At 54.6% G+C, this 11491-nt stretch carries 8 protein-coding genes; 6 read left to right on the top strand and 2 right to left on the bottom strand.

Annotated features, from left to right (window positions below):
* Positions 1–128: 128 nt before the first annotated feature.
* Positions 129–1556, bottom strand: coding sequence for an alanine/glycine:cation symporter family protein (locus tag ACTHO6_RS11685; RefSeq protein WP_440241723.1), 1428 nt, complete (start codon positions 1554–1556; stop codon positions 129–131).
* A 27-nt stretch (positions 1557–1583) separates the two neighbouring features.
* Positions 1584–2525, bottom strand: coding sequence for a glutaminase (locus ACTHO6_RS11680; protein WP_440241731.1), 942 nt, complete (start codon positions 2523–2525; stop codon positions 1584–1586).
* A 299-nt stretch (positions 2526–2824) separates the two neighbouring features.
* On the opposite strand from ACTHO6_RS11680, the gene ACTHO6_RS11675 reads away from it, so the two are divergent.
* The 6 genes from ACTHO6_RS11675 (at position 2825) to ACTHO6_RS11650 (ending at position 11468) form a co-directional block, all read left to right on the top strand.
* Positions 2825–4135, top strand: a complete 1311-nt coding sequence (locus tag ACTHO6_RS11675; RefSeq protein ID WP_440241722.1) for an ATP-binding protein — start codon at positions 2825–2827, stop codon at positions 4133–4135.
* Between the two features lie 4 nt (positions 4136–4139).
* Positions 4140–5075, top strand: coding sequence for a response regulator (locus ACTHO6_RS11670; protein ID WP_440241721.1), 936 nt, complete (start codon positions 4140–4142; stop codon positions 5073–5075).
* A 220-nt stretch (positions 5076–5295) separates the two neighbouring features.
* Positions 5296–8178 carry a PAS domain S-box protein gene (locus ACTHO6_RS11665; protein WP_440241720.1) on the top strand — a complete coding sequence of 961 codons (2883 nt, stop codon included), beginning with the start codon at positions 5296–5298 and terminating at the stop codon, positions 8176–8178.
* 186 nt (positions 8179–8364) lie between these two features.
* Positions 8365–9396 carry a LacI family DNA-binding transcriptional regulator gene (locus ACTHO6_RS11660; protein WP_440241730.1) on the top strand — a complete coding sequence of 344 codons (1032 nt, stop codon included), beginning with the start codon at positions 8365–8367 and terminating at the stop codon, positions 9394–9396.
* Positions 9397–9431: 35 nt separating this feature from the next.
* Positions 9432–10400, top strand: coding sequence for a sugar phosphate isomerase/epimerase family protein (locus tag ACTHO6_RS11655; protein ID WP_440241719.1), 969 nt, complete (start codon positions 9432–9434; stop codon positions 10398–10400).
* An 18-nt stretch (positions 10401–10418) separates the two neighbouring features.
* Positions 10419–11468 (top strand): Gfo/Idh/MocA family protein, encoded by a 1050-nt coding sequence (locus ACTHO6_RS11650; protein WP_440241718.1) that lies wholly within the window; start codon positions 10419–10421, stop codon positions 11466–11468.
* The last annotated feature ends 23 nt before the right edge of the window (positions 11469–11491 follow it).

Below are 11491 nucleotides of genomic sequence, written 5' to 3'. Positions count from 1 at the left end.
TAAAAATACACCCCCTAAAATTTTCATCGGATAACCACAAGGGTTTTTCCAATGTCTACTTTAAGGGGTGCACTTCATCTCTAAAGAAAGAGGACACAGGCTTCTTCTCATGACGCTAGTATGACACCTTAGCTGACGTGTTCTTTTTTCGCAGCGACCGGAGCTGCCTCCCACGCTTCCAGGTTTGTCACGCCCGGAATGCTGTCGGCGTAGAACACAGGGTCTTTGCCTGCTTTTTTCTGCACCTGATAATCACGCAGGGCGGCAAAGGCGACCTTCGACAGCATGAAAATGGCGATCAGGTTGACGACGACCATCAGCCCCATGAACAAGTCGGCCAAGTCCCAGACGAGCTGGACTTTTGCCACTGCTCCGAACATCACCATGGCGAGTACGCTCACACGATAGAGCATCAGCCATGTCTTGCTCGTTTTCAAAAACTCGATGTTCGTCTCGCCGTAGTAGTAGTTCCCGATCAATGTACTGAAGGCGAACAGGAAGATCATGACGGCGAGCGTAGCAGAAGCCCAGTCTCCCAGGTGAATGCTGAGCGCTGCCTGGGAAAGCTCGATGCCGCTCAACTCCGACTGCTTGTACGCGCCGGACAGCAGGATGATGAAAGCCGTGCTTGTACAAATGATGAGCGTATCGGTCAAGACGCCAAACGCCTGAATCAGACCTTGCTTGACCGGGTGGCTTGTCGTAGCGGTGGCAGCGGCGTTCGGCGCGCTCCCCATACCGGCTTCGTTGGAGAACAAGCCGCGTTTTACACCGTGCATGAGCGCGGCGCCGAGCGTACCGCCTGCGACCTGATCGAAGCCAAACGCGTTTTTGACGATCAGCGCGAGAATTTCCGGCATTTGCGTAATGTTCATGCAGACGATCAGCAGGGCGACACCGATGTACAAAATCGCAAGCACGATGACGATGTACTCAGACATTTTGGCAATGCGCTTGACACCGCCAAAAATAATCGCAGCAAAAGCGATCGTCATAATCAGGCCAACGGTCAGGCGATCCGTGCCGAAGGAGTTTGCAAACGCGAGCGTAATCGTGTTGGATTGCACCGCATTGAAGACCAAACCGAAAGACAAGGTAATCAGCACCGCGAACAGGGCACCCATCCAGCGCTTGTTCAGCCCTTTTTCCATATAGTAGGCCGGGCCGCCGCGGAAGCCGTCTTTGTCCTTGACTTTGTAGATTTGCGCCAGTGTGCTTTCCACAAAGGCGGAGGCAGAACCGATAATGGCAATGACCCACATCCAGAAGACCGCGCCAGGACCGCCCAGCGCGACAGCAATCGCGATCCCGGTAATGTTTCCGGTACCGACACGCGCGGCCATACTGATACAGAATGCCTGGAAAGGCGAGATGCTGTCGGCGGAGCCTTTCTTGCCTTCGCGAATGGCCTCCAGCATGTCCTTAATCATGCGGATTTGCAGGAAGCCGCCTTTGAACGTAAAGAACAGGCCGAGTCCAACCAGCATGACGATCAGAACGTAGGACCAGAAAAAGTCGTTAATGGACGCTACTACATCTAACAGGAATTGTTGCATCTTGTCACCTCGAACGGATAGATTGGATTAAAACAGACTGACATCCCACTCGTGTGCGATCTGCTTGAGCAGCGAGACGCCTGCCACGCTGTTGCCGCACGAATCGATCGCAGGGCCAAACACACCGATGCCGCAGCCGTCGGGAAAAGGGGATTCTCGTTTCAGGCGGGGAGGAACCAACGTCAGAATTCCGCCAGACACGCCGCTTTTGGCCGGGAGCCCGACGTAGGCAGCGAATTTTCCCGAAGCGTCGTACATCCCGCACGTCAGCATGAGCGCTTTGGCCAGCCGGACGACTTGCTTGGGCAAAATTTGCTCGCCCCGCAGCGGATGGTAGCCATCGAGCGCGAGAACCAGGCCGATCAGCGCAATCTGCTCCGTGTTGACCTGAATGGAGCATTGCTTCAGGTACACCTCCAGCGCTTCCTCGACCTCGCAATCCAGGTATCCCGTATCCTTCAGGTAATGGGACAATGCACGGTTGCGGTGTGACGTCATCCATTCCGAGACGAACACTTCTTCGTTTACGACAGGGGCGACAGTTGTAATCTTTTGGAAAATTTTGTATAAATAGTCCAATTTCTCATCGGGTGTATCCCCTGGCAAAAGCGATGATACCGTGATGGCGCCCGCATTAATCATCGGGTTAAACGGCTTGCCCGGTTTGTGCATCTCCAGCCGGATAATCGAGTTGAAGGCATCGCCTGTCGGCTCTACATCGACCCGTTCCAGTACGTAAGCGATCCCGTGATGGCAGCAGGCAGCGATGAAGCTGACGACTTTGGAGATGCTTTGCATCGTGAACGGCACTTCCCAGTCGCCAGCCGTGATCTTGTGCCCGGAAGGCTCGATCATGCAGATGCCGAGCTGTGTCGGATCGGCTCGCCGCAGGGCGGGAATATAACTGGCGCATTTCCCTGCTAACGCCTGCTCGCGATGGAAGGCGATCCATTGCTCCAGCTCCTCCATCCGCTTGCGGTCACATGTGTTTTTTGTCGTTGTCGCCGCTTGAACCAAACACGTTTCCCCCAAACCCTGTACTCTCTGATCCTTGGGCGCAGAGCGAAAACGCTTCCACGCCGCCAAAAAAACGTATATGGAACACTTTACAACCAACCTACAAAATCAAACAAAAACCAACAAAAGCTTTCGCCTTTCTCTCCATCTTTTTTTCCATACTTGTCGTTTACGGGTTGTATCCATCAGAATAGAGAGGGAAAATAGGAATCATCATCGTAGAAACCAGACAGGGAGGGGAAGCTTGACGCATGCATTCCCCGCTAAAAAAAGACGGGTACATCCTGGCGCTCATGCTGATTACCGTGCCGCTCGCGGGCGAACTGAAATTTTATCCGGTCAATGAGACGTTTCGAATCAGTTTTGGCGCGCCTACCTTTTTCTTCTTCCTGCTGTTGTTCCAGCGGCTTCCGGCGGTTTTGCCCGGATTTTTGACAGGAATTTTCGTCGTCGGCTTTCGGCTCCTGCTCGATTTTTACACGCACAGTTCGTTTGATTGGGCGGCTTCCATGCGGGAGCATTATTCCAGCTTTTTTTACTACTTTTCCTACGCGCTGCTGTTTTATGTCATCCGCATGGAGCGGTTTCGCGAGCAGACGCTCTTGATCGCCTTCATCGGGATGGTCATCGAGATCGTGGCCGATTTGATCGAGCTATTGTCGCAGTACGTTCTGTTTCACATCGTCGTCACGTGGGACGCGCTGCTGGAGATGGTCGTCATCGCGTTGTCGCACAGTTTTGTCGTCCTGAGCTTTTTGAACATGATCCGGCTGTACGAGACGCAGGCGCGGGAAAAGCAGACACGCGCCCAGCACGAGCACATGCTGCTGCTCATTTCCAATTTGTACGAGGAATCGATTCATCTGAAAAAGACATTGCAAAACGCGGAAAACATCACGGTCAAATCGTTTGAGCTGTACCAGGGCTTGCAGCAGTTGAAAAGCGAATCCGACCACCCTGCCCAAGCTACGGTCGAGTCGTTTGCGAAAAAGGCGCTGATTATAGCAGGGGAAGTCCATGAGATCAAAAAGGACAACCAGCGCATTTTTGCCGGTCTGCAAAAGCTGATTTCCCATGAGAACAAGGCGGATTTTATGGACGTCCGTCAGTTGGTGGACATCATCATGCGCTCCAACCAAAAATACGCGAGCCTCCTGGGAAAACAAATCGCGTTTTCCTGCGCCATTTCCGGCCAACACCCGCATTACCACGCATTTACGCTGCTGTCGCTCCTCAACAACATCGTCGCCAATGCCGTCGAAGCGATCCAAGAGACGGGGCGTATCGTGATTCGCGTGGAAAGAAACGGGGAGTTCGTCGAGCTTTTGGTCGCGGATGACGGTCCCGGGGTTCCGCCGCGACGCAAAAAGCTGATGTTCAAGCCGGGCTTTACGACCAAGTACGACCAGCAGGGGACGCCCTCGACAGGCATTGGCCTGTCCTATGTCAAGGAAATCGTAGACGAACTGGAAGGGGAGCTTGCTGCTCGCGATGGAGCAAACGGGAGAGGGACGGAGTTTTTCATCCGGCTGCCGATCAATCATGTAAGGGAGAAAGAGTGAGACGATGCATTTTTATGTAGTCGATGATGACGAAGCTGTGCGCCTGATGCTGACGGAGATTATTGAGGATGAAAATTTGGGGGAGGTCGTGGGCGAAGCCGAAGACGGATCGCTCATCGATGGGCACATGCTGACGATGCGCCATGTGGACATCCTGCTGATCGATCTGCTCATGCCCATTCGCGACGGGATTGAAACGATCCGGCACATCCGGCCATCGTTCCAGGGCAAGATTGTCATGATCTCCCAGGTGGAAGCCAAGGACTTGATTGCGCAAGCGTATTCGCTCGGCAGCGAATACTACATTATCAAGCCTGTGAACCGGATCGAAGTAGTGACGATTTTGCAAAAAGTGATCGAGAAGATTCGGCTGGAAAAATCCATCCAGGACATCCACAAATCGCTGCACGCCGTTTTGCAGCTCGATCAGGCAAACACAGGCCCGGCGCGAACGGCCAAACACGAAAACAAGCTGCGGGATGCGGGACAATTCCTCCTGTCGGAGCTTGGCATTGCGGGCGAGAACGGGAGCAACGATCTGCTCGATATTTTGGAGTACTTGTCCGACTACGAGCAGAAGCACACATTCAAAAACGGCTTTCCTGCGCTCAAGGATATTTTTGTCGCGGTGGCGGAGGAGAGGCTGGGGGCCTCCGCGGAAGAGGCGCAGCTCATGAAGGTGGTTAAAGCATCGGAACAACGGGTCAGAAGAGCCATCTACCAGTCCTTGAACCATCTCGCTTCGCTCGGCCTGTCCGATCTGTCCAACTGGAAATTCGAGAATTACGCTTCGCAGTTTTTTGATTTTACGTTTGTGTGGAAGAAAATGGCGGAACTAAAAAGCAAGACGCCTTCGTCTTCCTCCGATATTCGCATCAACATGAAAAAGTTTATTCAGGTGCTGTATGCGGAGGCGAGGCGAATCCAATCGGAATCGTGAAAAATTGCGGCCTGCTTTTTGCCGCCGCTTATGTGAAAAGCCCTGATCGACAAGATCGGGCTTTTTCGTGTGCGCCAAGCCCGGCTCGGCGGTTAGCGGAAGAACTCCGGTACGGCAGGCGACGCGCTTTTCGAAAAAAGGAAATGGGCCCGAAATTGTCGAAATATTGATGTAAATGTTGCGTATTGCGACCCCACTTTTTGTCTGGAGGATGGTGACCATGAATCAGTGGAGAGCTTTGGGCAGCTTTGCTAACCTTTCGCGGGAAAGAGCCAAGCTTGAACAAGCGTGGGAACGATTTGTTTCAGGAATCGGTGAAAAACCGGCCATTCGACTGCTGATGTACGAATCCTGGCAACGCTGCCTGGCGTACAACATCCATCCTCTCCGCAACAGAACAGAGATCACCCTGTCCAGGGAAGAGATCGAGGCCTATTGGCAAAATGACTCGCTGCAGCACAGCCTCAAGCCGCTTCTGTTGAAAGTAAAGGATGCTTCGATGGACGCCGGCCATTTGGCTACCTTCTGCAACGCCGCAGGCGATATTGTCCATCTCGATGGTCAACGGTCGCTGATGCTGAAAGCAGAAGACATGAATTTCGTCGTGGGCGCTTCGTGGGCAGAAAATCGGGCCGGAACGAACGCTATCGGGACTTCCCTGGTGACAGGCAGACCCGTGCAGGTGTTCGCCGGAGAGCATTTTTGCCAGGAAGTGCAAAAATGGACGTGTGCGGCGGCTCCCATCCGCGACCCCGCGACTGGCGAAATCCTGGGCGTATTCAATCTGACTGGCTTATGGAGAGTCAATCATCCGTACGCGCTGTCCGTGGTGATCTCCGCGAAGCAAGCCGTCGAGCGCGATTTGCGCCACCAGCTGGAACGAGAGCGTTTTCGCTTGGCGGAGCGCTTCGCTCAGCTCGCTACCACTCCGGTGAGCAGCCCGCTCTTGGTGCTGGATCGCGGTGGCCAGGTCATTCATGCTTCGAGCATGTTGTACGAACAGGGCTGGGTGGATGGTCGGCAACATTTGATCGGTGCACCTCCGCAAGCCTGCACGACTGCCTCGAAAATGCAATGGGAGGCAGAGCAGAGGAGAGGCACATGGCGCTTTGAGCAAATCCCGTATCGATACGGCGGCAAGCTCATCGGCTTTGTGGTCTACGCGATTCCGCCGGGCTGCCGCCAGCCTGCAAAGCGAGAGACGACAGCCAAACCCGCTGTGCCGGACCATGGTCTTGCAGCGCCTGACCGTCCGGGAGCGCTTGCGCCTCTGCCTGTAAAAGCGGACAGCGCCTTTCTCGGAAAGGAACAGGTTTACCGCTCCCTCTTCGAGGATCATCCTGCCGCAATTATCTGCTATGACCTGCACGGCAACATCTTGCAGGCCAATCCGGCAGCCGAGAGATTGGTCGGCTATCACGCGGAAGATTTGCAAGCAACCAACATCGCCAGCCTGATCTTCCCGGACTCCGCCGAAAGTCAGCTTCATCCCTTCCATCGCGGCCTGATGAATCGTCCGCAGGAATTTGAAATCGCTGTCAGACATAAAAACGGTCACGGCATGGATGTCCGCCTAAACAACTTCCCGATGTACGTGGACGATGAAATCGTCGGCTTTTACGCAATCGCCAAAGACGTGACCCGAGACAAGCAGATCGAGGCGGATCTGAGAGCGACGAAGGAGCAGCTTGACTTGTATTTGCGCAATACGGTCGACTCGGTTGTCGTGCTTGACGTGAGCTTTCGAGTTCTCAAGGTCAATCGCGCCTTTGAGCGCATGTTCGGGTGGAGCGAGCAGGAGGTCATCGGAGACAAGCTGCCCACGATTCCCGACTTTTTGCTGGAACAATTCCACCTGCTGCAACAGGAAATTGTCGAAAATCGCCATGTGACGTCGTACGAGACGGTGCGCCAGCGCAAAGACGGCACGTTGCTCAATGTGAGCACGTTCATTTCCCCTCTGTCCGACGCGGAAGGGAATGTGATCGCCTTTGTCGCGATTCACCGGGACATTACGGAGCACAAACGGATGGAGGTCGCCCTGATTGAAAAGGAAAAGCAGTTGCGGACCTTTATCAATGCGATGCCGGTTTCCGTCTGCTTCAAAGATGGCGAGGGCCGCTGGCTGGAGGCCAATGATTGCTGCCTGCGCATGTTCCAGCTGGAGCATGTGCCCTATCACGGAAAAAGCGATGCCGAGCTGGCGAAGCTTTCCCCCGTTTACCGGGAGGCTTTGCTGCAATGCGCCGAATCGGACAAGCGAACGTGGGAGGGGGGCAAGCCTGTCCGCCTGGAAGAGGTCGTTCGGCTGGAACACGGCGAATCGCGTATTTTTGACGTGAGCAAGGTCCCGCTCTTTGGCCCGGATGGCAAACGACACGCTCTGGTGATCGTCAGCCAAGACATTACCGAGATGAAGCAGACAGAGTCTTTGCTGCGCAAGTCAGAAAAGCTGTCGGTCGTCGGCCAAATGGCCGCAGGCGTCGCGCACGAAATCTACAATCCGTTGACCTCCATTCGCGGATTCATTCAATTCATCCAGGAAGGCCATTCCAAACAAGAATATTTTCAGACCATTCTCTCGGAACTGGACCGGATTCAATCGGTTGTCAACGAATTTTTGGTGCTCGCCAAGCCGCAGGTCATCCACTTTGCGCCGCGCGACCTCGGGCCCCTGCTGCACCAGGCGGCAGAGCTTTTGCAAAGCGAAGCCTTGCGCCACAACGTCCGAATCGCCCTGGAGACAGACCCGAACATGACGATGGTCAATTGCGAAGAGAAGCAGCTCAAGCAGGTCTTCATCCACGTTCTGAAAAATGCAATCGAAGCCATGCCAAACGGCGGGCAGATCACCATTCAGCTCAAGCGGCTCGGCGACGCCCTTTCTATCCGCATTGTGGATCAGGGACAAGGAATAGGCGAAGAGCGCATCCAAAAGCTGGGCGAGCCGTTTTACACGACAAAAGAAAAGGGGACAGGTCTCGGTCTGATGATTACCTACAAAATCATTCAGGCCCACCAAGGAAGCATGAAAATCGAGAGCCAGCCGGACAAGGGAACGACGGTGGAGATTACGTTGCCGGTATATGCGTCCTTTGCCTAAGCTGTTTGCCATCGCCCAGAGGGACAACCTCTGGTTTTTTTCGTTGGCAGAGGTTGGAAGCGCGACGCTGCACGTGATGGAAAAAGTCGAAAAAAAGCAAATGACAGAATATTGACAAAAAGAAAAGCGAATGTTATTTTTTGGTTAGGAAAACGTTTACCTGAATGAGAAAGTGAGTGAGACACCATTTCTGTCACCATAAAAGACATTGCCCAACTCGCCAACGTCTCAATTGCCACCGTCTCGCGGGTATTGAACAATTCCAAACCGGTCAGGCCGGAGCTGCGCGAGCGGGTTTTGCGCATCGTCCAGGAGACAGGCTTTCAGCCGAATGCGATTGCCCGCAGTCTCGTCAGCAAGGAAACCCGCATTATCGGCGTCATGATTCCCGACATCAACAACAACTTCTACTCCAATCTCACCTACGGAATCGACAGCGTCATCAGCGAGGACGATTACAGCATGTTTTTGGCCATCTCGGACGAAGTAGTGGACAAGGAGCTGAAGTATTTGCGGCTGTTCAAGGAGAAGCAGCTCGATGGCGTCATTATCGCCAGCATTCATTTTATGGAGAGCAGCTTCCAGACGCTTCACGAGATGCAGGTACCGATGGTCGTGACGGGGCATGATCTGCCCGGCTACCAGATCCCGACCGTGAACGTCAACAATGTACAGGCGTCCTACGATGCGACAGCCTACCTGATCTCCCAGGGTCACCGGAAAATCGCCTGTGTCTCCGGTCCTTTGTGGGACCCGCCGTGCGGGCTGGATCGCATGGAAGGGTACCGCAAAGCGATGCGCGCGCACGACTTGCCGATCCACGAGGGCTTTGTCACAGAGGGGGATTTCACTGCCAAAAGCGGCTATGAAGCCATGCGGCGAATCTGCGAGGAAGCCGTGCGTCCGACCGCCGTGTTCGTGGCCACAGACCTGATGGCCGTAGGCGTGCTCAACTATTTGCACGACCACGGGATTCGGGTGCCGGAAGACATCTCGGTCATGGGGTTCGACAACCTGGAGCTGGCCTCCTTGACCCGTCCCATGCTGACGACGGTACACAACGACCCGTTCATGTACGGCAAGGCAGCGGCAGAGCAGTTGCTCAAGCAGATTCGCAACGAGCCGGTCGAACGGATCAGCACCGTGCCGCACCATCTTGTCATCCGGCAAAGTGTAAGCGCTATCCACGAGGGTGCACCAAGAACTGCCCATAGATAAACCAGAAAGCTCTATAAAAAAGGGAGGGGAAACATGTGAAGCTTGGTGTATTTACGGTTCTGTTTAGCGACAAATCATTTGAGGAGATGCTCGACCATGTGAAGGAGGCGGGACTGGAGGCGGTGGAAATCGGGACGGGTTGCTATCCCGGCAATGCGCATTGCCCACTGGATGAGCTGTTGGAAAGCGAGCAAAAACGCCAGGCGTACCACAAAGCCGTCGAGGAGCGCGGACTGGTCATCAGCGCGCTCAGCTGCCACGGCAACCCGCTTTCGCCAGACAAAAACTTTGCCCGGCAGTCGCACGATACATTCGTCAAAACGGTTCAGTTGGCCGAACTGCTGGAAGTCCCGGTCGTCAATTGCTTTTCCGGCACGGCTGGAGATCACGAAGACGCGAAGTACCCGAACTGGCCTGTCGCTCCCTGGCCGAATGAATATCGCGACGTGCTGAACTGGCAGTGGAACGAGAAGCTGATTCCGTACTGGAGAGAGTGGGGCAACTACGCCAAGTCGCATCAGGTCAAAGTCGCTCTGGAGCTGCACGGAGGCTTTCTCGTCCATTCACCGGGGACGCTGCTCAAGCTGCGGGAGCAAGTCGGGGATGCCATCGGGGCGAACTTCGATCCGAGCCATATGTGGTGGCAAGGCATTGATCCGGTAGCAGCGATCAAAATACTGGGAAAAGAAAAAGCGATTTACCACTTCCATGCCAAAGATACGTATATCGATCCGGACAAGGTGAACCTGTACGGGCTGACCGACATGAATTCGTACGCGAATCTCCATGAACGGGCGTGGTACTTCCGCACGGTCGGCTATGGACACTCCCAAGAGACGTGGGCGAACATGATGAGCGCCCTGCGCATGAACGGTTACGATTACGTCATCAGCATCGAGCACGAGGATGCGATCATGTCGATTGAAGAAGGCTTCCAGCGAGCCGTGCAAAATTTGCAGCAGGTCATTTTGCGCGAGCCGATCAAAAATCTTTGGTGGGTGTAGGAGGGAGATGTAGGCATTATGCAGACGCACAAAATCGGGATCATCGGAGCAGGCGGGATCGCCCTTGCTCATTTGGAGGCAGCCAAGGGGGACCCGCGCGCCGAGATCGTCGCCATTGCCGATGTGTCCACGGAAATGGCAGGCGAAAAGGCCAAGCAGTATGATATTCCGCACGTCTTTGCCGATTATGAGGAGATGCTTTCGCAATCGCTGATCGATGCGGTGATCGTCTGCGTCCCGAATTACTTGCATGCCGAGGCAGCTACCAAAGCGCTGGCAGCAGGCAAGCATCTGTTGTGTGAAAAACCGATGGCCATGAACACGGAGCAAGCGGAGGAAATGATCGACGCGGCGAAAAAAGCCGGGAAGGTTTTGATGGTCGCGCAAAACAACCGTTTTCGCAGCCAAGCCCAGCAAATCAAGGCGTGGCTGGATGAAGGCAGACTGGGCAGCGTTTATCACGCCAAAACAGGCTGGGTTCGCCGCAACGGCATTCCGGGCTGGGGCAGCTGGTTTACGCAAAAAGAGCTGGCAGGCGGAGGGCCGCTGATTGACATCGGGGTACATATGCTCGACTTGACCTTGTGGCTGCTCGGTCATCCCAAACCGGTGTCGGTACTCGGCCAGACGTATGCGCAATTCGGCCCTCGCAAGCGCGGACTGTCCGAGTGGGGCAGGCGCGTGGACAACGGCGTGTTTGACGTCGAAGACATGGCGGTCGCGATGATTACGTTTGAAAACGGATTTTCGCTTACGCTGGATGCCAGCTGGGCTTCTCACATTGAAAAAGAAAACGCTTTCCTGCACGTGTACGGGCAGGAGGGAGGAGTCTCGTTCAGCCTGCTTGAGGAGCAGTTGACGCTGTATCACGAGTGGGGCGGCGTGACCGCAACGACAGAGCTGTCGCCACCTCCCCAAAAGGAGCGCGTCTTGCTGCTCAGCAATTTCCTCGATGCCATCGAAGGGAAGGCAGAGGCGCTTTGCACACCAGAGCAAGCCTTGTACATTACCCGGTTGATCGAGGCTATCTATCAGTCGGCGCAAACAGGCGAGGCTGTCCGACTGTAACACGGTTTTACGGCCTGCTCCAA

Origin of the sequence: Brevibacillus sp. SAFN-007a (assembly GCF_051967035.1) — a bacterium.
In the GTDB taxonomy this organism is placed as follows: domain Bacteria; phylum Bacillota; class Bacilli; order Brevibacillales; family Brevibacillaceae; genus Brevibacillus.
This window is presented reverse-complemented; position numbering and strand designations above follow the sequence as displayed.

Bases quoted from the DNA above. Each gene is read 5' to 3' on its own strand.
- ACTHO6_RS11685 (WP_440241723.1), bottom strand. From the start codon at position 1,556: ATGCAACAATTCCTGTTAGATGTAGTAGCGTCCATTAACGACTTTTTC.
- ACTHO6_RS11680 (WP_440241731.1), bottom strand. From the start codon at position 2,525: ATGGAGGAGCTGGAGCAATGGATCGCCTTCCATCGCGAGCAGGCGTTA.
- ACTHO6_RS11675 (WP_440241722.1), top strand. From the start codon at position 2,825: ATGCATTCCCCGCTAAAAAAAGACGGGTACATCCTGGCGCTCATGCTG.
- ACTHO6_RS11670 (WP_440241721.1), top strand. From the start codon at position 4,140: ATGCATTTTTATGTAGTCGATGATGACGAAGCTGTGCGCCTGATGCTG.
- ACTHO6_RS11665 (WP_440241720.1), top strand. From the start codon at position 5,296: ATGAATCAGTGGAGAGCTTTGGGCAGCTTTGCTAACCTTTCGCGGGAA.
- ACTHO6_RS11650 (WP_440241718.1), top strand. From the start codon at position 10,419: ATGCAGACGCACAAAATCGGGATCATCGGAGCAGGCGGGATCGCCCTT.